Annotated in this window: 13 protein-coding genes; 7 read left to right on the top strand and 6 right to left on the bottom strand. The window is 65.9% G+C overall.

Translation table 11 applies throughout. The features are described from left to right. The first annotated feature begins 116 nt into the window (after positions 1-116). Genes ACPYOD_RS10955 through ACPYOD_RS10965 form a run of 3 tightly spaced genes read left to right on the top strand, consistent with a single transcriptional unit; the run spans position 117 to position 2,872 of the window. Positions 117-560 carry a DUF3574 domain-containing protein gene (locus tag ACPYOD_RS10955; protein ID WP_481301771.1) on the top strand — a complete coding sequence of 148 codons (444 nt, stop codon included), beginning with the start codon at positions 117-119 and terminating at the stop codon, positions 558-560. Continuing rightward, the gene (locus tag ACPYOD_RS10960) at positions 560-2,164 is read left to right on the top strand and encodes a hypothetical protein (protein ID WP_481301772.1); all 1,605 of its coding nucleotides are present in this window, start codon (positions 560-562) and stop codon (positions 2,162-2,164) included. Before ACPYOD_RS10955 ends, ACPYOD_RS10960 begins: the two co-directional genes overlap by 1 nt. Positions 2,165-2,206: 42 nt before the next feature. Next, the gene (locus ACPYOD_RS10965) at positions 2,207-2,872 is read left to right on the top strand and encodes a rhomboid family intramembrane serine protease (protein WP_481301773.1); all 666 of its coding nucleotides are present in this window, start codon (positions 2,207-2,209) and stop codon (positions 2,870-2,872) included. Positions 2,873-3,071: 199 nt separating this feature from the next. Here the strand turns inward: ACPYOD_RS10965 and ACPYOD_RS10970 are convergent, their stop codons facing one another. Beyond that, positions 3,072-3,398: a hypothetical protein gene (locus ACPYOD_RS10970; RefSeq protein WP_481301774.1), complete on the bottom strand. Its 327-nt coding sequence runs from the start codon at positions 3,396-3,398 to the stop codon at positions 3,072-3,074. Positions 3,399-3,443: 45 nt separating this feature from the next. Between ACPYOD_RS10970 and ACPYOD_RS10975 the strand changes: the two genes are divergently transcribed. Beyond that, positions 3,444-7,367 carry a dermonecrotic toxin domain-containing protein gene (locus ACPYOD_RS10975; protein WP_481301775.1) on the top strand — a complete coding sequence of 1,308 codons (3,924 nt, stop codon included), beginning with the start codon at positions 3,444-3,446 and terminating at the stop codon, positions 7,365-7,367. Between the two features lie 15 nt (positions 7,368-7,382). On the opposite strand, the gene rapA is transcribed toward ACPYOD_RS10975, so the two are convergent. The 4 genes from rapA to ACPYOD_RS10995 form a co-directional block, all read right to left on the bottom strand. Then, positions 7,383-10,214, bottom strand: coding sequence for an RNA polymerase-associated protein RapA (gene rapA / locus ACPYOD_RS10980; RefSeq protein WP_481301776.1), 2,832 nt, complete (start codon positions 10,212-10,214; stop codon positions 7,383-7,385). Between the two features lie 126 nt (positions 10,215-10,340). Further along, the gene (locus tag ACPYOD_RS10985; RefSeq protein ID WP_481301777.1) at positions 10,341-11,021 is read right to left on the bottom strand and encodes a Fe2+-dependent dioxygenase; all 681 of its coding nucleotides are present in this window, start codon (positions 11,019-11,021) and stop codon (positions 10,341-10,343) included. 19 nt (positions 11,022-11,040) lie between these two features. After that, positions 11,041-13,359 (bottom strand): catecholate siderophore receptor Fiu, encoded by a 2,319-nt coding sequence (locus ACPYOD_RS10990; RefSeq protein WP_481301778.1) that lies wholly within the window; start codon positions 13,357-13,359, stop codon positions 11,041-11,043. 260 nt (positions 13,360-13,619) lie between these two features. Beyond that, a complete protein-coding gene (locus ACPYOD_RS10995; RefSeq protein ID WP_481301779.1) occupies positions 13,620-15,764 on the bottom strand; it encodes a M13 family metallopeptidase in 2,145 nt (714 codons plus the stop codon). Positions 15,765-16,001: 237 nt separating this feature from the next. Here ACPYOD_RS10995 and ACPYOD_RS11000 point away from each other — a divergent pair, with 237 nt between their 5' ends. Further along, positions 16,002-17,702 (top strand): phospholipase C, encoded by a 1,701-nt coding sequence (locus tag ACPYOD_RS11000; RefSeq protein WP_481301780.1) that lies wholly within the window; start codon positions 16,002-16,004, stop codon positions 17,700-17,702. After that, complete coding sequence (locus ACPYOD_RS11005) at positions 17,695-19,314, top strand: multicopper oxidase family protein (protein WP_481301781.1); 1,620 nt, start codon at positions 17,695-17,697, stop codon at positions 19,312-19,314. Before ACPYOD_RS11000 ends, ACPYOD_RS11005 begins: the two co-directional genes overlap by 8 nt. A gap of 21 nt (positions 19,315-19,335) precedes the next feature. On the opposite strand, the gene ACPYOD_RS11010 is transcribed toward ACPYOD_RS11005, so the two are convergent. After that, positions 19,336-21,132, bottom strand: a complete 1,797-nt coding sequence (locus ACPYOD_RS11010; protein WP_481301782.1) for a M14 family metallopeptidase — start codon at positions 21,130-21,132, stop codon at positions 19,336-19,338. A gap of 210 nt (positions 21,133-21,342) precedes the next feature. On the opposite strand from ACPYOD_RS11010, the gene ACPYOD_RS11015 reads away from it, so the two are divergent. Next, complete coding sequence (locus ACPYOD_RS11015; protein ID WP_481301783.1) at positions 21,343-25,602, top strand: dermonecrotic toxin domain-containing protein; 4,260 nt, start codon at positions 21,343-21,345, stop codon at positions 25,600-25,602. The last annotated feature ends 194 nt before the right edge of the window (positions 25,603-25,796 follow it).

Here is a 25,796-nt window from a genome sequence, read left to right on the forward strand (position 1 = left end):
AAGATCGGTAGCAACACAAGGGAGCCCGGCGAAAGCCGGGCTCTTTTTTTGTCGACCAGGGTCGCCGCGCTGTTACCCTTCGGACGCATAGCCGTACGGACGTCCACAGGGGAACCATGAAAGCCGCGCCAGTCCTTCTGCTGTTGATCTCATTCGCTTGCGCCGGCTGCGTCACACAGCCGCCAACCCCTGCGCCGGTACTCGCCGGAGACATTGCGCATCCCGCATCGGCGGCCGGCTGGCTGCGCACGGAACTGTATTTCGGGCTCGGCACCGCCGACGGAAAGGGTGGGGTGGACGAGGCGGGCTGGCGGGCTTTCCTCGATCGTGAAGTTACCCCGCGCTTTCCCAGCGGGCTGACCGTGGTCGACGTCTACGGCCAGTGGCAGGGTGCCGGGCAGTCGAATCCCGAGCGCCTTCGGTCGAAACTCATCGTGCTGTTGCATCCGGATACGCCGGCGCAACGGCAAGCGATAGACGCCATTCGCGCGGCGTGGAAGGCGAAGACGGGCGACCAGTCCGTTCTTCGGGTGAGCCAGCCGGCGGAGGTGTCGTTCTGATGGCCGCCGACTCCGCTCCGCGTCGCCGCTTCGGCGGCGGCGACCTCAACGGGGTGCTCGGCCTCGTCGTGGACAACCTCTCCCTGCTGGCCTTCATGGCGAGCGCGCTCGTGGGCATCTTCGGCATGCCGGCGGATATCGTCTTCCGCCGCATGTTCCCTGGCACGGCGCTGGGCGTCCTGCTCGGCAACCTTGCCTATACGTGGATGGCCCACCGCCTTGCCGCGCGCACCGGGCGCTCGGACGTGACGGCGATGCCGCTCGGGATCGACGCGCCGACGAGCATCGGCATGGCCTTGCTGGTGCTGGGCCCCGCTTTTGCCGCATACCGGCAGGCGGGCATGGATGCCGTCGCGGCAGGCGAGGCCACCTGGCGCCTCGGCATGGCCTCGCTGGTGGTCATGGGCCTGCTCAAGTTCGTGCTGTCGTTCTTCGGCGCATGGGTGCAGCGATCCGTGCCGCGCGCCGGTCTGCTCGGGTCGATCGCGGGCATCGCGCTGGTCCTCATGGGATTCCTGCCGCTGGTGGAAATCATGCGCGTGCCCGTGGTGGGCTTCGCGGGGCTGGGCATCGTGCTCTATGGCCTGGTGGCGAAGCGGCGGCTGCCGTTCGGCGTGCCGGGGGTGCTCGGGGCCTTCCTCGTCGGCGTGCTGCTCTACTACGGGCTCGGCCCCACGGGGCTGCTGGGTACCGGCTACCACGCGCCGGCCGCCTGGCAATGGCGGCTGGGCCTTCCCTTGCCTAATCTCGGCTTCCTGGAAGGGCTGCCCGCCACGCTGCCTTACCTTCCCCTGATCCTGCCCTTCGGTTTGCTCATGGTGGTGGGCGGCATCAACGTGACCGAAAGCGCCCGCGCCGCCGGCGACGATTACGCCACGCGCGACATCCTGCTGGTGGAGGCGCTCGCGACGCTGGTTGCGGGCGTATGTGGCGGCGTGGCCCAGACCACGCCGTACATCGGGCAGCCGGCATACAAGGCCATGGGCGCGCGCACCGGCTACACGCTGGCGACCGGCATCGTGATCGGGCTGGGCGGCGTGCTCGGCTACCTCTCGAACCTGGTGGAGTTGCTGCCGGTGGCGGTGCTGGCACCCATCCTCGTCTTTGTGTCCATCGGCATCACCACGCAGGCGTTCGAGGCGACGCCGTTGCGCTACGCGGGGGCCGTGGTCTTCAGCTTCTTCCCGGCGATCGCACGGATGCTGGCGATCAAGCTGGGCGATCCGACGATCGTGGATCCCGCGCGCTTCGCCGCGTTGTATGCGGACGCAAGCCACGGCATGCCGGCCATGGCCGTGATCGTGATCCTTGGCAACGGCTTCATCATCACGTCGATGGTGTGGGCTAGTTTCGTCGTGGCGATGATCGACGGTCACGTGCGCAAGGCGGCGGGCATCGTGGCGCTCGGCGCGGTGCTCACGGCATTCGGCCTGATTCATTCCGTGGAGCCGATAGGCTCGGTGTACCTGCCATGGACCCTGGACGCGGCCGCGCAATCCATGGTCTGGCCCTTCGTGGCGGCGTATGGCGCATTGGCCGCCGTCTTGCTGCTGCTTTCGCTGGGTCGGGGAGGGGAGCCGGCGCGAGGCCAGGCCAAGGCTTGATTTGCGCGGGCCGTGCAACCACCCTTGGGGATTGCCAGCCCGATGCCAACGACGATGCCGACGAACCTGCCGCCGGTCACCCGGAACCTGCTGATCGCCAACATCCTGGTGTTCGCGCTGCAATACCTCTTGCGCGACCAGGACACGCTGGCGCTGACGCGCTGGTTCGCCCTGTGGCCCTATGGCCACGACATCGCCGTCGACCTCGGCGGTGGGGACGTGGCGGGTATCGGCTTCCGCATCTGGCAACTGGTGACCTACGGCTTCATGCACGGCAGCGTCATGCACATCGTGCTGAACATGTATGCCCTTTACATGTTCGGCGGACTCATCGAGCGCGTCATGGGTGCGCGCCGCTTCACGATTTACTACTTCACCTGCCTGGTCGCCGCGGCGGTGGCGCAGTTGGCCGTCGTCTACTTCTTCGAACCTGAGCGGATGTATCCGACGGTGGGTGCCTCGGGCGCGGTGTTCGGCTTGCTCGGCGCATTCGCGATGCTGTTCCCGCGCGAGAAGCTGATGCTGATCCCCATTCCCATCGGCATTCCGGCATGGTTGTTCGTCACGCTGTACGGCGCGGCCGAACTCGTCTTCGGCGTCACCGGCACGCTTTCCGGCATCGCGCATTTCGCGCATCTGGGCGGCCTCATTGCAGGACTTTGCCTGTTGTGGGCGTGGGGTGTCAGGCCGCCACCTCGTTCTTTCTAGCCCATCGTAGAAAGTCTGTCTGAGCCCGACGCCGCGCGAAGGCGAGGGCCCACTCGCGTTTCGCCTTAGAGCGGCAGTTTCATCCTGACGCGAGTCCTACAGTCGTCCGCCTTCGATTCCACAAGAGGCCGAGACGATGACGACGACCCCCACGCACGCCCGCCGGCATGTGCTGAGCACATTGCTGGCTTCCGCCACGCTATCTTCCCTTGCCGGCATGCCGGTGGCCGCCGCGCAACCGTTCGTCCCGGCCGGCGATTTCGGCTACCAGACCGGCGATGCTTACGCCGCCGATGCGCTCGGATACGACAGGTACGACCTGGGCGAAACCACGCCGCCGCACGAGCAAGCCGCGAAGGAAACGTGGCTGGCCTCCCTCGAATTCGCTACGGCGGACGATGCCGAAGCCTTCGAAGACATCGCTGCCAATGCGGTAGCGGTCGCCCAGGTGGACCCGCGCGCGGTCGCGAGCGCCTTCATTCGCGAGCACCTGCACATCGATGGCGAGGACTACGTGGTCGCACATTTTCGCAGTGCGCAGGACCGCGGGCGTGGCGCACCTGACCACACGGTGCCGCTGATCGAGGCGGTCATGGAGGCGTTTCCCGAACAGGCCGGCTACAGCACGTTCGCGGTGGCGGCGGACACGGCCGGGGGACTCAACGGCGGCGGGCATAGCCCGAGCATCGTGCAGCTCGGCGAGCAGCTTGTTCACGCGGGCAGTGCCAGGAATGTGTTCGCCGATGCATGGGAGTTCCTTTGGAGCCGAACCGGTCCCGGTTACCTCTACAAGACATTCTTCGTCAAGGGCAACGTGATCGAAACGGCGGAGGAGGACTCGCGCGACGTGGACGAGGCGTTCGGTCTTTACCGAAAGGGCGGCTTCACATCGGAGGACCGGAGTCCACTTCGCCTGTCCGACGTGCTCAAGCAATTCAAGGCGCCGAGCGTATTTTCCGAGCTGCCTTACATCACCCGGCTGAATGGCGAGCTGGATGCGTACTGGCGCGACCACAAGGCGGATTGGACTGTTCTCGCCCGCTATCAGTTCGTGCTGCGGGCACGGGCGGCGCACGCTTCCGGACGGTTGAGTGGTGCACAGTTCGAACTCGTCATGCGTGGTGGCGCACCGCATGTTCCCCTTACCGGCCCAGTCACCCTGAGCCAACTGCGCGAATCGTCGCGCGACACCGCGGTGCAGGTTCGTCGCTTCGACATCAATGGCTACACGGCCAGCAATCTCGTCCGCTTCGTAGCGCCGGATGGCAGCGAGGTCATGTATATCCCCGGCATCGATCCATCGTTCGTGGTAGCGGGCAGCGAACGCGCGTTGCGGCAGTGGATATTCGAACAGGCGCAGAATCCTCGCTCCCTTGAGGCTCTCCTGTCGCACTTTTCCATCTATGACAGTCAGGACGGCGTGTTCTGGACCGGCGTCAGGCACGGCCTGGAAAAGATCGGTAACGGTCAATGGCAAGCCGATGGACGCGTGATCGACCATCGCAACGCCGCCATCGAGGGCGATGTCTTCGACGATATGCGGAACGCGACGGAGCGGCGCATCCGCGAGGACGCCCGCATGCAAACCCGTAACGCATGGGAGACATGGCGCGTCACCACGAATCGCACGGCGGCGCTGCTTTCCCCGCTCGGCTTCGTGCGCCCCCTCGTCGTGCCGGTGCAGATCGCCCTCGCTGTCGTCGGTACCGGCACGGGTATCGAGCAGGGGGTGGACGGCACGACGTTCGAAGAGAGGAGGCAGGGGTTCGAGCAGGCAGGCATGACCCTGGTTTCCACGGCACTTACCGGCGTGGGACTCGGCGGCAATTCCGACGACGAGACCATGGCAGGGAGTGCCGCCGAGCCCGTATCGGAGCGCCAGCCATTCATGAAACCACCGCAACGGATCAACGGACAGATCGGTTATCTGGCGAGTCCCACTCGTGGCCCCCGCTTTCCCGGTTTCGCCAGCCGCCTCTACACCGCCGCGTCCGGTCGCCTCGCCCGCTGGAGTGCGGGCGACTATTCTTTTAATACCCTCACACGCCTTCCGCAGGGTTCCCGGTCGTTATCGCGAGGAATCTATTTGTCCAAAACCCGACAGTTCGTAAAACTCGAAAACGGAAGGTTTGCGCAGATCGTGCCCGATGGGGCCGGCTATCGCATCCAAATGCACAATCGCATGCCGGGGCCGCGGATAGCACCAAAACGGTACGGCATTTGGGAGCTCGTGTTCACGGCTGACAATCATCTGCCGGGCAGCTACCTCTCCAATATAGTTGCCAGCGAGTACACAGCGTACCCGGAAGCGCTCTATCGCGCCGCGCGTGCACTGGAAGACCTCGGATCGTCGGAAACGAATCTGCGCGACGCGACGGCGGACGAGGCGGGGCCGCTGGTAAGGGTCTCGGTCGGGCACGGCGTCCTGGAAACGCTATCTGCGAGGTTGCGTGATCCGAACACCATCACCTGGATGCCGCGGGAGGTGGAGCTGCTGCTCCCCTTGCTTACAGCGAAATCTGCACGTCCTATCGCGCTGTTGCGGGAGAATGGCACGTTCCAGTTCGGGCTACGGCCGGACGGTAGCGAATTCGACGCACATTCCGTTCCGCCGACTGCGATACGACTCCAATATGTCCACGGCAGTTACCGCCTCGCTGACGGTGTGGGTGCGACATCGGGTGTGTGGCATTCGGTATTCCAGTTGATCGGCAGGGCGATGGGGGAACCTTTCACGCGCCTATCATGGGAGCGGCAATTCCGCGTTAGGTTGGCTGACGATTTCGATGCCCGGTCGAGCACCCCGGAACTGGACATTATCCATCGCCGGTGGATAGAGCCAACGGATCTTCCCGCAGGAAGGAGGCAAGCACTTGAGACACTGTCCAGCCTGCGCCGGGCATTGGTCGACAGACAAGCCGGCCTGTCTGTCGACCAACTGGCGAAGCTCCGCGCGGTGGACCAGGCGATCCGCACTGAGCTGTTCGCTGGCGAGCCCGATCCGCGCCCTCCGTTCAACGATGTGTTGGCACGGATTTCCGATCTGCGTCAACCGATGTCTGCCGCGGACATGGACTTCCTGATGACGCTCCTGGCGAGGATCGCGGAGGAACAAGACGCGCTGCTTCCCAGAGGGCTCAATCACCTGGTGGTGGAACAACCTTCCGTGCTCGCCGTGGGTGGGGCGTCGCCCGGCGACCAATGGACCGTCGCCGGGCGGCACTACGTGCGGCTGCGTCACCTGGACGGCCGCACGCAGGTCGTGGAAACAGAAACGCTCCACGCCGGCGACTATCTTCAGTTGCTGGCACCGGGCGATGGGCCGGGGCGGGCCACCGGGCGCTATGTCGTCGACCTGGACGGCGCCTGGTTCCCCGAGCAAGGCCTGCGCACCGGCCTCACGCTCATGCCTCCCCTGGTCGACCAGCAGGCCTTCGTGAGTATCGACGTACGACCGCCGCCGCTGATGGACGGCGAAGACACAGTCATCGAGCGCATGGTGAACAGTATCCCCCAGCCCATGTTGCGGCTCGTGGGAACATCCTTGCCCGAGGTGGGCGTGACGGCACAGGGCGCGGTGGAATTTACCATCCGCCATCCCACAACCAGACTGCCAGTCACTTTTCCCACCCACCTAGACAGCGCAGGCAATCCAGTTGCCCGCGCCTTGCCTCCCCTCCTGCCGCCGGAAACACTGACGCCGGACAGTCAACTCGTGTTGCCCGTTCCGCGAAGCGATCGGCCGCGGCCCGCCGAAGTCGATACGGCCAACTACGCGACCCTGCTCGAGGAAGAGCGGCCGGTCAGCGCGTTCGTCGAAGCCGGTTTCGGCGATCGCCACATCAAGACGCTGGTGCAGACGAGGCGTATGCGGGGACTCCTGCGGGAAGACGGACATCTCGCCGTCGTCGGTGCCGCGCCCGAGCACGCCTTCACGCTGGTCATGCCGACGAATGCGGAGTCGCTGGATTTCGTGTCGACAGGCGCGACCGGCAGCCGCCCGTTCGCGAACCTTCCCGCGGATACGGTCATTGTCGACCCAATGTTTGGCGTCGCGTCCACGGTGGCGGAGTACTCATCGAAGATCCGGGCCGTCGCGCAGCGTTGGGAAGCCGACAAGGTGGTCATGAAACGGATCGAGCGAGACGGCAGCGAGGCGCGAGAGTCGCCGCTGGCGTTCACGGAACGCCTCCTGGCATCCCCCGTCAAGGCCAACCTATGGAATCCCGCGGGCGATCCCATCTCCGAAACCGCGTATGTCATGTACATGCGCCGGCTCTACGAGACGAACGGACCGGTGCGCCATGCCGGCCTTGACTGGCTGGGTACCCGCGCGGCCAGACGCGACTATATGAGCTATTTCGCCAAACCCTTCGACGTGATGCCAACGTGGGATGCGCCGCCTGCGACCGACGCCGCCGCGACGACGTTGTACGAACTCGCGAAGACGGCGGTACAGGTCATGGCGCCACCCGGCTCACCACCCGTCATGTGAGTGCGAGGCCCGGACTCAGCGCAATGCGAGGAAGTCCGGGCTCACCACGAAGCGCACTGCGTCCAGGCGCAGTCGCGCGTCGGGGATCGCCGCCAGCAGGGCGTCGCGCTCGGCGGCGATGGCATCCACTTCCTCGTCCGTGATGGACGGATTGACGGAGTGCAGGGCCACCAGTCGGGCATGCTCGGCGTCCAGTTCGGTGCGTGCCGCGGCCGTCGCCTCGGCCTTGAGCACATCGGCGCGCGCGGCGGCGAGGTCCTGCGCACGCTCCAGCATCGGCGGAACGAGTTTGGACAGGAACTTGCGGTAACGCGGCACCTCGATATTCCGGTCGGCCGCGCGCCGGAGCGCCACGTCGCTGGGACGGAACTGCGCACGTTCGCTCAGTTTGGTGTCGACCGTCAGCATGAGCGGCGTGGCCGGCAGGAAGCGGTCGGCGTCGAGCGCGCGGTCGGCAACGACCTCGAGCACGAACACGGCCTGCAACAACGCGGTGCGCACGGGCAGGGCGTCGTCGACGAGGAAGGCGGCGTTGCCGTCCTCGCCGGAAACGAGAAGATCCACCGCTGCGGCGACCATCGGATGGTCGAGCCGGAGCAGGGGCAGGTCTTCCCGGGACAGGGCGATGTCGCGCGAGAAGGTGACCGATGTCGGGCCATCGGCGAAGCCGGGCAAGCCGTCCGTGGACAGGTATTGCGGATCGAGCAGCACGATGCCGCGCGCGAGCTCTTCCGTGTGCACACCGTAGGTTTCGAACAGGCGTTGCACGAAGAGGTCGCGCAGCGCGTCGTCGTCTTCGGCGGCAAAGCTGCCGGCCAGGTCGCCGGCATGCGGATCGCGGCTGGCGGCCAGTTCGAGCAGGTGGTCGCGCCCGGCATGGATCAGCGCGGACAGTTCCTCGTGCGCGCCGCGCGTTTCGGCGATGAGCGCGTCGAGTTCCTGGTCGCGGTCGTCGTCCTCGCGTGCATGCGCGTCGGCGAGCGAGGAAAGCAGGCCGCCGAAGCGGCGCAGCAGTTCACGGCCGTCCGCGGGACTTGTTCGGAACGCGTCCAGGCCTTCGTCGTACCAGCGTGCCAGCACGTGCTGCGCGCTCTGTTGCAGCACCGGTACGTGGATGACGATGTCATGCTTCTGGCCGATGCGGTCGAGACGGCCGATGCGCTGTTCAAGCAGGTCCGGATCCAGCGGCAGGTCCCACATCACCAGGCGGTGGGCGAACTGGAAATTGCGTCCCTCCGAACCGATCTCCGAGCACAGCAGCAGGCGGGCGCCGTCGGGCTGCGCGAAGAAGGCCGCGTTGCGGTCTCGCTGCACGATGCCCAGCCCTTCGTGGAAGCGCGCGACGCCGACGCCGCTCTTCGTGCGCAATGCGTCCTCGATCGCCATCACCTTGGCCTGGCTGCGGCAGATGAGGAGGAACTTGTCGTCGGGGTGCGCGTCGAGGAGGCCGATCAGCGCGGCGAGGCGCGGATCGTTCGCGTAATCGAATTCGAGCGCCGCCGGCGGTTGCTGGATGTCCGAGCGGAATTCCGCGAGCAACGCCTCGCGGCGCCCGGCGTCGAGCGTGGACGGATCGAGCGCCACGATGTCAGGCATGCGCCGTGGGAATCCGCCGATGCCGGCGCGGCGATTGCGGAACATGGCGCGGCCGGTGCCGTGACGGTCGATGAGCGCGGCGAGGAGCTCCGCACTGGCGTCGTCGCGTGCGAGGAGCGCCGCCAGTTCGCGGTCGCCCTTGAAGCGCGCCGCGAGGGTCGCGCGCTGTGAGGCATCGAGCGGTTTGCCGTCCGCGAGCGTCGTGGCGATATCGGAGAGCGCGGTATAGCCCTCGGCTTCGGCAAGGTAGGCGTCGAGGTCGGCATAGCGCTGGGGATCGAGCAGGCGCAGCCGCGCAAAATGTCCGGCGCGCCCCAACTGCTCGGGCGTGGCGGTCAGCAGGATGACCCCGGGCGTAGCCGATGCCAGTTCCTCCACCAGCCGGTACCGCGGGCTTGCACCTTCAGGCGTCCATTCGAGGTGGTGCGCCTCGTCGACCACGATGAGGTCCCAGCCAGCTTCGGCCACCTGCGCGGCGCGCTTCGGCGAGCCTTCCAGGAACGCAAAATCCGCGATGACCAGCTGTTCGTCCTCGAACGGATTGCGCCCATCGTTGGCCTCTTCGATGGCTTCGCAGCGCTCTTCGTCGAAGATGGAAAAGGAGAGGTTGAAGCGGCGCAGCAATTCCACGAACCATTGGTATACAAGGGTTTCCGGCAGCAGCACGAGCACACGGCCGGCGCGGCCGGTGGCGAGCTGCCGCGCCAGGATCATGCCGGCTTCGATGGTCTTGCCAAGGCCGACCTCGTCGGCAAGCAGTACGCGTGGCGGCCGGCGTGCGGCGGCAATGCCGGCCACGCGCAGCTGGTGCGGCACGAGGCCGATGCGTGCGGACTCGAGGCCCCAGGCGGGGGAACGGCGTGCTTCGGCGCGGCGGCGCATTGCCTCGAAACGGAGGTCGAAGCGGTCGTTGGGGTCGGTGCGGCCGCCGATAAGGCGGTCGTCCGCCTGCGACAAGGCCTGCTCGTCGTCGAGCTGGCCTTCCTCGAGCTCGCGTCCTTCGCCGCGATAGATGAAGAGGCCCTCGCGTTCCTCGATGCGTTCCACCAGGAAGGCGATGCCCTTGCCGGAAACGCGCTGGCCAGCGCGAAACTCGGCCCGGATCAGCGGAGCGCTGTCGGCGGCATAGGGGCGAAGGACGCCGGACTTGGCGAACAGCACCTGCACGCTGCGTCCTTCCACGCGAAGAATGGTGCCGAGGCCGAGCTCGGGCTCGGCGGTGGAAATCCAGCGTTGACCGGGTTGGAACATGCTTTTGGGGTGCCGGGACATCAAGGGGGCGCCAATTATCCGCTCCCGGGGCCTCCCCTCGCTACCTTCCGTTGCACGAAGCCCTTACAGCCTGCTTCCCGCGGGGCCATTGCCAGCTCGGCGCATTCATGTTTCGGCCCAACGCCGCAACAGGTTGTGGTAGACACCGCTCAATTGCAGGACAGCCGCCTGGTCGGCACCGCTTGCCGAGAGTGTGCGGATGGCCGTGTCCATTTCCAGCAGCAGCCGGCGCGCGCCATCGTCGCGCACCATGCTTTGTACCCAGAAGAACGACGCGATGCGGACCCCGCGTGTCACGGCCGTGACGCGGTGCAGGCTGGACGATGGATACACGATGGCGTCACCCGCCGGCAGCTTCACCTCGTGCTCGCCGTAAGTGTCGCTGACGATGAGTTCGCCGCCGTCGTATTCCTCGGGCTCGCTGAGGAAGAGCGTGCAGGAGATGTCGCTGCGCACATGCGTGTCCGCATCGCCGGTGGACATCACCGCGCCGTCGATGTGGAAGCCGTATTCTCCGCCGCCTTCGTAGCGATTGAATCGCGGTGAAAGCGTGCGCAGGGGCAGCACGGCCGCGTGGTAAAGCGGATGGCGGGCGAGGGCGCCAACGACGATCGCGCCTATCTCCCGACGCAGCGCCGACGCCTCGGGCAGCTGCAGGTTGCGTTTCACCATGGCGCCCTGTGGACCGACGGTCTGGCGGCCGTCGGTCCATTCGGCATCCGCCATGGCGGCGCGCATTCCGGCGATCTGTTCCTTGCTCAGGACATCCGGGATGTGCATCAGCATGGCGGGTTCCTCAGGTCGGTCAGAAGCGGACGTTGGCGGTGAGCATGGCTGAGCGGGGCGTGCCCGGAGTGTAGCGGTAGCCGCTCTTGTTGATGGCCGCGACGTAGCGCTTGTCGAACAGGTTGTACACGTTCAGCTGGATGTCGAGGTGCCGGTTGACCGGATAGCTGGCCATCGCATCGAACACCCAGTAGGCCTTCGTATAGGCCGGTGTGCCCACGGCGCCGTCGGTTCCGCGCTGGAGTTCGCCGGAGTAACGCGCTCCGCCGCCCAGCGTGAGATCGAAGGGCAGGTGGTACGTGGTCCAGGCGGTGAAGGCGCGCTTCGGGGTGTAAGCCAGGTCGTCCGAACCGGTGGCCGTGACGCCCGCGCCTTTCTCGACCGTGGCGTCCATCGTCGTGAAACCCGCGCTCACGGCCCAGTCGTCAGTGAGCTTGCCCAGCGCGGAGATTTCCACACCCTGCACGCGCTTCTTCCCCACCTGGTAGTAGAGGAGGTCGGTGGGGTCCTGCACCAGCTCGTTGGTGACCGTGGTGCGATAGAGCGCCGCGGTGAGGAGCAGCTTTTCGCCGAGCAGGTCCCACTTCGTGCCTATCTCGGCAGTGCGCGCCTTCTGCGCGTCGAAGTTCGGGTTGTCGGCGCTGTTCGCCGACGAGGACAAGGTGAGGGTATTGCCGCCCGGCGGTTCCTGCGACTGCGCGAAGTTCACGTAGATGCTGCCGTTCGACACCGGCTTGTAGAGCACGCCTACCTTGTAATTGACGAGGTTGTCGCTCTTCTTCGCATCCACACCCGGCACGATGCTTCCCGTGGGGAGGGGGCCGCAGACAGGTGCGCCGCGGCCGCCGCATACCACGGAGCTGTTGAAGTCGGTCTTGTAGTGGTCGAGGCGCACGCCGGCGTTGACCTGCCAGTGCTCGCCGAACTTCACGGTGTCGAAGATATAGGCCGCGGCCGTATTGGTCTTGCCCTGGCTGGTGGCGCCGGTCTCGCCGTAGCGCAGGCCGCCGACGCCGGAGTAGGGCCGGTACAGGTTCGCCGCGGGCCAGGTGCTGCCGCCCAGCGGACCCATGCCGATCGTGCGGGCACGCTCCTGCGTCAGTTCGATACCCGCACTGATATCTTGCGTGATGGCTCCGGTACCGATCGACGCGGTGAGGTTGGTCTGGTTGGTGGCGATGCGGTTCGACTGGTGCTTGAAGGTCGGGTTGCTGCGCGCGATGGTCCAGGTGGACGGATCGGTGGGATCGGGCGTGCGCAGGTTGGCCGCCGATCCCATGAATGCCGTGAGCAGGTAGTCCTGCGCGGTGCGCCCCACGCGCGTCGTGTTGTGCAGCGCCAGCGTGTCGTTGAAGTCGTGCTCCACGATCACGGTAAACATGTCCTGCGTGACATGGTCGTGGTCCTGGCTGGTGCCGTAGAAATTGTCGCGGTCGACCTTGCCGGCGTCGTTGAGGAAACCCCGGCCGTCGGGACTGCTGTAGCCGGGCAGACCGATCGTGGGCACACCGCCATCGGGCACGTTGTTCTGCTTGATGTGCAGGTAGTTCAGATAGACGCGCGTGGGTGTGCCGAGGCCGAAGGCAAGCGACGGTGCGATGCCCCAGCGGTTGGTCTCGACCTGGTCGCGGCCGTAGACGCCGCTTTCCTGGCCCATGACGTTGAGGCGGAAAGCCGCGTCGTTGCCCATGGCCTGGTTCCAGTCGGCGGTGGCGCGGCGGCGCTGGCCGCTGCCGACCTGCACGGAACCGGAGACGCCATTACCCAGGACGGGTTGCTTGGTGACGAGGTTCACCGCGCCGGTGGGGGCCGTGCGGCCGTATTCGGTGCCGTCCGGCCCCTTGGTGACTTCCACCTGCTCGATATTGAAGACGTCGCGCGACACGGTGCCGAGGTCGCGCACGCCGTCGACGAAGATGCTGCCGGACGTGTCGAATCCGCGCATGTAGATGGAGTCGCCGGTGTTGGTCGAGCCATTCTCGCCGACGAAGAAGGTGCCCACGCCCGGGCTGTTGCGCAGTGCCTCGGTAAGCGTGGTGGCGCCCTGCTGCTGGATCAGCTCCTTGCCGATGACCTGGATGGTCTGCGTGGTGTCGAGCAGAGGCTGGGTGAATTTGGGCGAGGACACCTTGTCCACGCGATAGTCGCTGGAGCGTTCGGCTTCCACCTTCAACCCAGGCAGCGCCTGCGCGTCGTTGACCTTTGCCTGCTGCGGCGGCGCGGCAGTGTCGGCGGGCAGGTCGGTGGCGGCGGCACCCTGGGCCAGGCCGAGGAGTACGGCGGCGCCCATGCTGCGCACCGCGGGGGCGGCGTGCTTGCGGCTCTTGATGAAGGCCATGGATCAATTCCTTGTGCGGTGACGAAAGAAGGGAAACGGCCTTCGTTCGCGCAAGCGCCTCCATCGCAGGCCACGGCGTGGCGCGAAGGAAAGGATTCCATGTGTCCCTGGAAGAGGCGGTGCGCGGGCACGGGACCCGTCTGAGCACGTATCGTAATTTTAATGAGAACGATTTGCAATTGTATCGGCGAAGGACAAAAAAAGGCGCCGCACGCAAGTGCGGCGCCCTCGTCGTCACCGTCACGACGGGAACGTCGTGCTTACCAGATCTTCACCTGCTTGTCGGCGGCGCGGATCATCTTCGCGTCCGGCTTGCACTGGAACGCCGAGGCGAACGCTTCCATGTTCGACGGCGCGCCGATGGCGCGCAGCGAGGCCGGTGCGTGCGGATCGACATTGAGGTACAGCATCGCCTGCTTCTCGCGGACGCTGCCGCGCCACACGCGGGCCCAGTTCAGGAAGAAACGCTGGTCCTGGGTGTAGCCGTCGATCTTCTGCTGGGCTTCCTGCGGATTCTTCTTCAGGGCTTCCTGCAGCGCGTCGTAAGCGACGTTGAGGCCACCGAGGTCGGCGATGTTCTCGCCCAGGGTGAGCTTTCCGTTGACGTGCAGGTCCGGGTGGTCCTTGATCGGCGCGTATTCGTTGAACTGCGCCACCAGCTTGCCGGCGCGTTCGTCGAACTTGGCGCGGTCTTCCTTGGTCCACCAGTTCTTGTTGTTGCCTTCGCCGTCGAACTGGCTGCCCTCGTCGTCGAAGCCGTGGCTGGCTTCGTGACCGATCACGGCGCCGATGCCGCCGTAGTTGATCGCGTCGTCGCCGTTGGCGTCGAAGAACGGCGGCTGCAGGATGGCGGCCGGGAAGTTGATCGTGTTGTCGGTCGGGTTGTAGTAGGCGTTGACCGTCTGCGGCGTCATGCCCCACTCGAGGCGGTCGGTCGGCTTGCCGATCTTCGCGATGTCGTAGTGGTAGTTGAACTTGCTGGCAGCTTCGACATTGGCGAAATAGTCCTCGCCGTTGATGTCCAGGCCCGACCAGTCACGCCACTTGTCCGGATAGCCGATCTTCGGCAGGAAGGTGTTCCACTTCTGGATGGCCTTCTGCTTGGTCTCGTCGCTCATCCAGTCGAGCTTCTCGATGCGCGCCTTGAGGGCGTTGCGCACGTTGTCGACCAGTTCGTTGGCGCGCTGCTTGGCTTCCGGCTTGAACACCTTGGCCACGTAGAGCTGGCCGAGGGCCTCGCCCATGGAGCTGTTGACCGTGCCGAGCACGCGCTTCCAGCGCGGCTTCTGCTGCGGCTGGCCGGCGAGGGTCTTGCCGTAGAAGTCGAACTTGTTGTCCTGGAAGGACTTCGACAGGTACGGCGACGCGCTGTCGATGGCGTGGAAACGTAGGTATGCCTGCCACGTAGATACCGGCGTGGACGCCAGCATCTTGTCGAACTCCTTGAAGAACTTCGGCTGCGAGAGCGAGAAGCCCTTGTCGACGGTCACGCCCTGGGCGGCGAAGAACTTCTCCCAATTGAAGTGCGGCGTGAGCTTGTCGGCCTCGGCGACGGAGACGAAGTGGTACTGGTTCTCCGGTGCGCGCAATTCCACCGGCGCCAGCGAGGCGGCGGCGAGCTGGGTTTCGAACTTCATCACGTCGTCCGCCTGCTTCTTCGCGTCGGCTTCGGGCACGCCGGCGAGCGTCAGGGTCTTGACGATGTAAGCGAGGTAAGCCTTGCGGTTGTCGGCCTGCTTCGGATCGGTGTAGTAGTCGCGGGTGGGCAGGCCCAGACCGTCCTGCTGTGCGTAGCCGATCTGGGTCTTCGCGTTCTGGAAGTCGGCGCCGGAGCCGAAGCCGAAGACATAGCCGTTGCCTTCGTTGAAGCTGGCATCGAGGAAGTCGACGATGTCCTGCGAGCTCTTGAGCGCGTCGATCTTGGCCAGTTCGGGCTTCAGGGGCTCGACGCCGGCCTTCTCGATGGCGTCTTCGTTCATGCCCGAGCGGTAAAGCAGGCCGATCTTCTGCTCGATGGAGCCGGCCTTCGCGTTGGCGGCACCCTTGTCCATCGCGTCGACGATGTCGTGCTGGGTGTTGAGGCTGTTTTCGGCCAGCTGGTCGAAGGCGCCCCAGCGGGTGCGGTCTTCGGGGATCGGGTTGGCGGCCACCCACTTGGCGTTGACGAAGCCGTTGAAGTCGTTGCAGGCGTCGATCCCGGTGTCGAGGTCGGCGATATTGAACGAGGGGCCGGCATGTGCGGCGGTGGCGGCGGTGCCGCTGGTAGCGGGTGCCGCGGTGGATGCCGGAGACGGCTGGTTGCCCCCCGGCGCCGCGGTGTCGCCGTCGTTGTGCTTGCTGCACGCCGTGCCGGCGAGCACCACGCTGAGCGCAAGTGCCAGCGGCTTCAGATACTGCTTCGTCATGGATGTCCCTCGTTCTGGTGACTGAACGGCGCCCCCGGCGCCGCAGGGGTTCGAGCATAGCGGCTGCGGCCACCGCGCAGGGCCGAGTGTGACGAAAGTCATGGTTGGCGACATTTCGCAATAACTCGCGAGCAATGTCCCCTGGCTGTCATGACCGGTTCGTAGCCTGCGGTGACCGCATGACAGGGGATGCGGCCCAGGGCCAAGCCATCGATCCCATTACGAGGAGCATCCGTCATGCGCAAGCTACTGGCCGCGGGCATTGCCTGCGTGCTCACCTTATCCGCCGCGTCCATCGTGGGCGCGCACCAGGCCGGCCCGGACACCGCCGCCGACGCGGCTGGCTTCGGCCAGGCCGGCCGTGGGCACGGCGGTCCGCGTACCGCCACGCCCATCAAGCACCTGGTCGTGATCTTCCAGGAGAACGTTTCCTTCGACCACTATTTCGGCACCTATCCCTATGCCGCGAATCCGCAGGGCGAGCCGGCGTTCTACGCGCGGCCCTTCACGCCGCCGGTGAATGGACTCTCGCACCGGTTGCTTACGAAGAATCCCAACGCCGGCAATGCCGACAACGGTGACGGGGCGATCAATCCCTTCCGCCTGACCCGGGCCCAGGCGGCCACGGCTGACCAGGACCACGGCTATACCGCCGAGCAACGGGCTTTCAACGGCGGCAAGATGGACCTCTTCCCGCTGTACACCGGGGTAGGCGAGACCTTGCCCGGAGGCGATCCGGCCGAGGAAGGCAAGGGCCAGGTCATGGGGTACTACGACGGCAATACCGTCACCGCGCTCTGGAACTACGCGCAGAACTTCGCCATGAGCGACAGCAGCTATGGCACCACCTTCGGTCCGTCGTCGCCGGGCGCCGTGAACCTCATCGCCGGCCAGACCGCCGGCGTAACAGCGACGTTGAACGGCACCGGTGCCACGACCGACGACGGGAATGGCGGCCTGACGATGATCGGCGATCCGGATCCCATCGGCGACGTCTGCTCGTCCCCCACCGCAAGCCAGGTGACCATGGGCGGCCGCAACATCGGCGACCTGCTCAACGACCGCGGCGTCACCTGGGGCTGGTTCCAGGGCGGTTTCGACCTTACCCGCGTCAATCCCGACGGAAGCACCGGGTGTTCGCGGCGCACGCTCTCGAAGGTGACCAACAACGCCTCGAAGGATTACAGCCCGCACCACGCGCCCTTCCAGTACTACCCGTCCACGGCCAACCCCACGCACGCGCGCCCGGCATCGATCGCGGCCATCGGGCACAGCGGCGACGCGGCGAACCACCAGTACGACATCCAGGACTTCTACGACGCGCTGGACGCGGGCAACCTCCCCGCGGTGAGCTTCCTGAAGGCCTCCGAATACCAGGACGGTCACGCCGGCTATTCCGATCCGCTCGACGAGCAGGCGTTCATCGTGCACGTGATCAACACCTTGCAACAGAGCGACGAGTGGCGGAGCACCGCGGTCGTCATCGCCTACGACGATTCCGACGGCTGGTACGACCACCAGGAACCGCCGCACGTGAATGCATCCCGCGGCAGCACCGATGCATTGGACGGCGACGGCGTGTGCAAGGGTCGCGATACGCTGCCCGGCCTGGATGGCAAGACGCCGGCACAGGGCCGCTGCGGCTTCGGCCCGCGTCTCCCGCTGCTGGTCGTGTCGCCCTGGGCGCGCGAGAACATGGTCGACCACACGGTCACCGACCAGAGCTCCGTCACGCGCTTCATCGAGGACAACTGGCTTGACGGCACCCGCATCGGTGGCGGATCCAGCGATGCGCAAGCAGGGCGCCTGGATCGCATGTTCGATTTCTTCCTGCCGCGGCTCTTCGATCGCAAGCTGATCCTGGACGAAACGACGGGGCAGCCGAAGCGCGGCAGCGGATGGCCTTTCTGGCCCTTCGGGAACGCAGGGCATGGTTGATCGCCGCCGCTTCCTGGCGACGGTGGGCTGGACGGCCGCGGCGGGATGGATCCCGTCGCGGCTGTTCGCGCACGACATGCATGCCATGAAGGCTGCCACCACGGGGAAGGTGGGCAACGACCTCTGCATGCACGCCATGGGCGATGTCACGCAGCTGCCTGGCCTTGTCGATCCTGCGAAGCTTGCTCCGTTCGTCGACCCCCTGTCGTTGCCGCCCGTGTTGCGTGCGGAGCGCGGCATGGCGTTGCGCGTGCGCATGGCCGAGAGCGCGCAGAAGCTGCACCGCGACCTGCCGCCCACCACGCTATGGACCTATGGCGGCCATTATCCGGGGCCCACCATCGAGGCACGCAGTGGACAGCCGGTCGACGTGCTGTGGGAGAACGCGCTGCCGTCGAAGCATTTCCTTCCCGTCGACCACGCTATCTGCGGCGCGGAGGCCGACAAGCCCGAAGTACGTGCGATCGTGCATCTGCATGGCGCCAAGGTGCCACGCAAGGACGATGGCTTTCCCGAGGACTGGTACGTTCCCGGCACATCGCGCCGGCACCACTACGCGAATGCGCAGGATGCCGCCACGCTTTGGTACCACGACCATGCGATGGGCATAAACCGCCTCAACATGTACGCAGGGCTCATGGGCCTGTACCTGTTGCGCGACGAACACGAGCTTTCCCTGGGTCTGCCGTCCGGCGAGCAGGAACTGCCGCTGGTGCTGGCCGACCGCCTGTTGCGCGAGGACGGCCGTCTCTACTACCCGGACTCGGGGGATGCGAAGGCGCCATGGGTGCCCGAGTTCTTCGGTAACGTCACGCTGGTGAACGGCACGATCCTGCCGCGCGCGGACGTGCAGGCGAGACGTTACCGCTTGCGCGTGCTCAACGCGGCCAACGGTCGCTTCTACCACCTGAGGTTTCGCGATGGCCGTGCGTTCCAGGTCATCGGCTCCGACCAGGGACTGCTTGCGTCGCCGGCCGGCATGACGTCGATCTTCCTCGCCCCCGGCGAGCGCGCCGACATCGTGGTCGACTTCGCGGGACTTCGCGGCGGCTCCGCCGACCTCATGAATGACGCGATGCCGCTCATGCGTTTCGCGGTCGGCGACGGCCAGGTGCGCGACGACAGTCGCGTGCCGCAGGTGTTGCGCGACGTGCCGCGGGTGACGGAGGCCAGCGTGAAAACCACGCGCGAGCTCACGCTGGACGAATACAGCGACTGCGTGGCAACGCCGATGCTGATGCTGCTGAACGGAAAGCGTTGGCACGACCCCGTAACGGAAACGGTGAAGCTGGGCAGCACGGAAGCCTGGAGCCTAGTGAACCTCACCGAGGACACGCATCCCATCCACCTCCACCTCGTCCGTTTCCAGATCCTCGACCGCCGTCCCTACGACGTCGACGAATACATGGCGAAGAAGACGCTGCGATTCCTGGGTCCGGCCCAGGAACCGCCGCCGCACGAGAGGGGATGGAAAGACGTGGTGCAGGCTTATCCCGGCATGGTCACCCGTATCGTCGCCACGTTCGATGGCTACGCGGGGCGATACGCCTGGCACTGCCACCTCGCGGAGCACGAAGCGAACGAAATGATGCGTCCCTTTGAGGTGGTGTAGGAGCGCGCCTTGCGCGCGTTCCTACCGCGGCAGGCTTTCGAGTGCCGCCGCGTCCAGCCTCACGACCGGATAGGCGCCGACCTTCTGCGCCGTGTACCAGGGGCTGCGCTCGAAGAAGAACATCAGGCGTGCCCGCGCGTTGCCCGTGAACGCCGGATCATTTTTCAGCTTTTGCTCGAACTCGGCCCGCAACGACGGATCCTTCGCCATCATCGTGCGCGCCAGCGCCTCGAGGACACGGGGCTCACCGTATTCCTTCGCCTCGAAAACGGCGTCGAGGTAACCCCAACGCAGCAGCGAGTCCGGCGCACGGGCATCGAGCAGGTTGAGCGCGAGCACGGCGTCGGCGTTATCGGCGCGCACGATCACCGTGCCGGCGGGAAGCGCCATGCCCTCCTTGACCGGCGCAATGGCCGCGTCCTTCAGCATGTGGTGCCCTTCGAAGGGCTTGTCGCTCCACTTCGGATCAGTGATGTCATCGCGCATGACATCCACCTTCGTCGCTGCGGCAAGCCGCGTATAGGGAATGCCGTGCGCATCCAGGCGGTCGATCAGCACCGTCCACTGTGGCGGGATGGCCCAGGCGGCGGGAAGCGGCGCGGAAACATTCGGTAGCAGGTCGTTCCAGCTCTGGATCTCGTAGGTTTTCTTTCTCGTAGGGTCGTAGCGCACCCAGGTATCGTTCGACACGTCGCTATGGGTCTGCGTGAACGCATAACCCTTCAGCGTGAACGGCTTTGGGGTGGGATCCTGCTTGAAGGTCACCGGAAGCGAGGCATCCGGTTTCGCCGAGAGGGAGGCAGCCCACGCATCCGCTTCCCGGGAAGCGTCGAGCAGCGCCTTGGGCTGCTTGCCCACCACCTCGAGCACGCTGCGCACGACGTCGTAGCTGGCCCGCACGCGCACTTCGTACGGCTTCAGCATATGCGTTTCGATCAGTAGCCCGGCGCGGTTGCGGATCGCGGCATAGCCGGTCGAAAAGCGCGGCCCGGAGCCGAAGTTCTCGATGCCCTTGGTGATGTCACGCCCGTCGCGGAATTCCAGGTAAGGCGAGGCCATGTGCCCAAGCTTCTCGAAGCGCGGCATCGTTTCGCGCGCATACGCCTGTTGCTGCCATGCGGCGATGGACGGCGGCAGCTTGTGCGGGTCTTCGGCGTACCAGGTGAGGTCGGGCTGATAATCCGCACCATCGGTCGTATGGATGTCCACAAGCAGGTCGGGCCGCCACGTGTTCCAGAGCTTCAGCCATGCGCGGGTTTCCGGAGCGTCGGCCTTTACGTAGTCGCGGTTGAGATTGAGGTACTGCGACTGGCCACGGAAGCCCATCTCCTCCGGGCCATTCTGGTTGATACGGAAATACTTACCGGAGTTTTCGTGGCCGTCCACGCTGTACACGGGGATGTAGACGAGCACCACGTGGTCCAGGAGGTGCGGCAGCTTGCTCGTGACGGCGAAGGCGCGCAGCAGCATGAGGCCCGCGTCCTTGCCTTCGATCTCGCCCGGATGGATGCCCGCTTGCACCAGCACCACCGGCTTGCCGGCGGCACGTGCACGCTCGGGCGTGAGATCACCGTCCGTCGCCGCGATGACCACCGTCATCGGGCGCCCCTCCGGTGTAGTGCCGAAGGTTTCCACGCGCAGGCTGCCCGGTGCGGCAGCAGACAAGCGGCGCAGGTAAGCCTCCGTGTCAGCGTAGGACGGCGTGGTATGGAACGACGATGCCTCGGCCGGAGTGGTCCAGTCCTGTTTCGCAGGGGTTGCCAACGGAGCAGCCGCCACCAAGGCGAGAAGAAGGCGCGCGGGGAACGAGGCGGGCATGGGAGGTTCCTTCGGGTCGATTCCTCCATTGTGTAATTTTTTTGAGGAATTACCCACCGCGGTGTTCCGTGCGTGCAACGCGTGGCGCATCCCGGGTCACTGACCGACGCGAGTTTCGTCGGTTGCGCTCCGTGTGGCTCGGCGTCGGCCGGCAGAGCTGTGGGCCGCGGCGTACTACGGTGGCGGGCTTTGTCCTCGTGTTGGATACGCATGTCTTCTGCCGCCATCGCCACACATTTTTTCAAGCGCGTCGCCATCTCGGGTGCCGTAGCGATCTGTTCCGTCGTCCACGCCGGGCAAGGGAGCGGGCAAGGCGCGACGTATGCGGTGGAGGTTCCAGGCAGGGTCGGCGTGTCCCCCGTGGCGCCGCAGTTCGTCACGTCGGCCGACGTGGACGCCTTTCGGGCCATGGTGGCAAGTGCGAATGCGTCCCCTTTGCCGGATGCCAGGTCGGTCGCGAAATCCTTCATCGACAAGGAGTGGGGGATCGATTCGGACCGCCACGTTGTGGCGCACTTCGCCACTCCCGGGGACCGCGCGCGAGGTACTCCCGACAGTGCGATCCGGCTCACCGATGCCTTGATGGAAGCGTTTCCCGACCACTCGCGGCACAGTTTTTTCGCCGGGTTTTCGGACACGGTAGGGGGCCTCAATGCCGGGGGAAGCGCGAGCCCCGGCGTCGTGCCACTGGTCGACAGCCTGATTCACGCCGGGGACGCGAAGCATGTCTTCGTCTCGCTGGGCAGGTTCCTGTGGAGCAGGACAGGCCCGGGTTACGTCTACAACACATTCGTCGGCAGGGGAAACGTGATCGACACCGTAGCGGAGGATGCGCGGTCGCTGGATGAAGCCTTCGGTGTGTATGCCGTGGGTGGCTACAGCGCCGCATACGCCAGCAGCATTCGTCTTTCGCAGCTGATCGAGCGGTTCGGCGCACCGGCCGCGTTCGCGGAACTGCCGTATGTAACGAAGCTTGTCGCGGCCCTGGACGCTTATTGGGAAACGAACCGGCGACACTGGCCAGTCATCGCGCGATACGAATTCATTCATCGCGCGCGACTTGCCTTGGATGCCGGGGTGCTCGACCGGGCTCACTACGAACTGGCGATGCAGGGCGGAGCGCCGCTCGCACCGTTGACCGGACCGCTTGCCTTGAATCAATTGGCGCCGTCGTCGCCAGCTGGGGGCATAGAGGCCCGGCGCTTCGACATCAACGGCTACGCTGCCAGCGACATGGTCCGCTTCCTTGCACCGGATGGAAGCGAGGTGCTGTACGTTGCGGGCGGCGATCCGGCGTTCGTCGCGGTGGAAAGCGAGCGCGAACTCAGGGAGTGGACGCTCGCGCAGGCCAGGGATCCGAAGAAGCTGGACGCACTGCTCTCGCATTTTTCGATCTACGACACGCAGGACGGTGTGTTCTGGACCGGGGTGAGGACGGGCTTGGAAAAAATCGCAAACGGGCAATGGCAGGTCGGCGGGCGTGCAGTGGATAGCAACGACGCGGCCATTGCAGGCGACGTTTTCGAAGATATGCGCGCGCAGGTCGAAGGGCGGCTGCGCAACGACGCACGGATGCAAGTGAGCAACGCATGGGAGGCATGGCGAGGCACCATCCATCGCACGATCACCCTCCTGGGGCCCCTCGGCTACGCGCCTCCCCTGGCTGTTCCGTTTCAGGCGACGACAGGTCTCGTCGAAGCCGGGCTAGGTGTGGAGCAGGGGAGGGATGGCCGGACATCCGGGGACAGGAAGGCAGGCGTGGAAAACGCGTTGTCCACGCTGGTCGAAAACGTCCCCCTGGGCGTGGCGTTCGGTGGACACCTGGCAGGCGAGCATCCTTTCTTCATGGCTCCGGAAAGGGTCAACGGCCGCATCGGCTATCCCCTGTCGCCGAGGATGCCTCCCGCGTGGCCGGTCGACCTCGCGAACAGGATTTATCGCGGTCGCAACGGCAGGCTTTCCCTCTGGGTCGGTGCCGATGCGGAGCGCCATACCGTGCGGCTGGCGGCGGATGCGGCCCTGCGCTCGGACGGTGTCTTCGTCCATGACAATGCGCGCTTCGTGCAGGTGGTGATCCGAGGGCGTGGGTTGCGCACGGTACGCGTCGCTTCCGATGGCGGCGGCTACCGCCTCGTTTTGCAAGACGGCTCCCTGGGCCCGCGCGTGGAGCGGCAGGAGAACGGCAACTGGCTCCTCGCCTTCGGTGGGGAGGGCTACCTTGCAGGCAGCGTGCTTTCCGAAATCGTCAAGCGCGAAACCACCGCGGACCCGGCGACGCTGCACTGCGCGGGCAACATACTGGCGCAATTCGGCGTGTCCGAATCGATGCTTGCCCAGGAATATCTCGTCCACGACGACGTGGAAGCGAAGCCGTTGCTGGCCATCGCGCTCGGGCATGGGTTCATCGAAACGCTGCCCGCACGCCTTCGCGATCCGGCAAGCACCCTTTGGAGCGCCCGGGAGGTGGCCTTGATCGCACCCATGATCGCAAAGCAGGCCGGGCGGCCTCTCGCGCTGTATCGCCCCGACGGACGGTTCCATCTTGGCGTGTCCCCCGATGGGACGGACTTTCCGGCCAGCCGTGTTCCTGCCAACGCGCTCCATCTGCGCCGCCACGGGGACGGTTACGCCCTATCGCCGCTGCAATCCGACGTGCAAGCGGAGTTTCCTTCCGTGTTCGCCGCGGTGGCCGAGAACCTGCCGCCCGGTACCGATGAAGCGCCCGCAACGCCGGCGCTACGGGAAGCGGCGTTCCGCGGTGCGCTGGCCAACGCGCTCGACGCGAGGTCGACGCGCGGCGAGTTGCAGCGCATGCACCGGACATGGCTGGAGCCCGTTGCCCGTACGCAAAGGGAAAAACAACTCGTAAGGCGCCTTTCCCGGCTACGCCACGCCTTGGTCGATCGGCACGAGCCGCTCACGCCGGACCAGCGGAGCTGGTTGCGCGACGTAGCGCAGGGCGTGCGTGGGGAAGGGATCGCTCTGCTGCCGGCTGCCGTGGAAGCCGAGAGCAGCTTGTTGCCGGCGGGCTTCGATCACCTCTTGGTGAAGGACCCGCTCGTCGTGGCGCAGGCCAGACGCAACGAGACGGAACAATGGAGCGACGGAACGCGCCAGTACGTGCGGCTGCGTCACCTGGACGGACGCATACAAGTGGTGGAAACCGGGCCGGATCGCCCCGACCGCTACCGCGAGGTGCTGGCCCTCGGTGATGGCGCGGATCGCCGCACGGGATGGCACGTGGTAGAGATGGGCGGTATGTGGCTGCCGGAAGAAACGTGGCGCGAAGGGTTCACGCCGCTTGATCCCGGCGAGCATGCCGAGGCCCTGGCGGCAGTCGCAGCGCATTGGCCTGGAGAGGTGGACGACGACTTCGCGAACGTGCAGCGTGTCGTGGACACCATTCCGCAACCCCTGCTGCGGTTCGTGCGCACGTCGCTCACCGGTATCGACGTGGCCGCCGACGGCGGACTGGAGGTCAAGGTGGAGCATCCGGTATCGAAGCGGCGGCTGGCTTTCGCTACCCATCGCGACGCGGGAGGGCGCCCGGTGACGGCCAAGCGTTCCGGCACCGGGTCCCCTGCGACGGTGGTGTCGATGCAGGCGAACGACCGTCTCGCCCTGCCGGTGCCGGTGGCTGCCGGAGCCGTCGCGCCCGGTCCTTCACCCGGTCCCGCGCCGTTCGCCGCAATGCTGCAGGCGGAACAGCCGCTCAGCGCATTCATCGAAGCCGGCATCGGGGACCGCCATGTCAGGACGCTGGCGAACACTCGCCGCTTGCGGGGAATGCTGCGCGAAGACGCTCATATCGCGCTGGTCGGCGCCATGCCCGAACACGTGCTCACCATGGTCATGCCGGTCGGCCCCGAATCGATCGACATGGCGGTGCACGGAAGCGGCCGCATGGTGCACGAACTGCCCGGCGGCACCGTCATCGTCGACGACATGTATGGCGTGCGCTCACCGGCAGCGGAATACCCCGCGCGGATTCGCGATGTCGCAAGGCAATGGGACGTAGCGGGAGTCCGGATCAGGCACGTCGACGACAACGGCCACGTCACGTGGGAATCGCCGATGCCGTTCACCGAGCGGCTGCTTGCGACCACGGTGCGGCCGAACCTGTGGAATCCCCGCAACGACCCGATCTCCGAGGCGGCCTATGTGGAGTACATGCGGCACCGCCACGCAAGCGGCGAGCCGGTGCGGTACGCAGGCCTGGACTGGCTGCAGGCACGCGCCGCACGCCGCGACTACACGGTCTATTTCTCCCCGCCTTACGACGTCATGCCCGACGGCGTCGTTCCTTCGTCCGCGGACCTGCCTGCGGCGATGATCCACGCGCTGGCGGAAACCGCCATCGACATGACGTTCCGAACCGAGGTCGTGAAGGCCGAGGTCGCGAACCTGCCGGCCGCGGGCTTGTGGCCGGATGCCGGGAAGGAGCCAAGGACCTCCGTGGAAGATTTTTGATTGGCCGGCTTTCCGGACATGCCTCTGCCCGTGCATTGGCAATGTCCGACGCCCGGTCAGGATGTCGCCCTCGCGCCGCTCATGGCGTCACCGGCAGTGCCGTTGTCATCGACAAACTACAGTTCGCAGTCTTCACCTCTACATGGAATGGTTTCCGCGATGGCTTGCACCCCCTTACTTCCGCGAACCGTGAT

The organism is Luteibacter sp. HAY1-4A, from assembly GCF_056755355.1.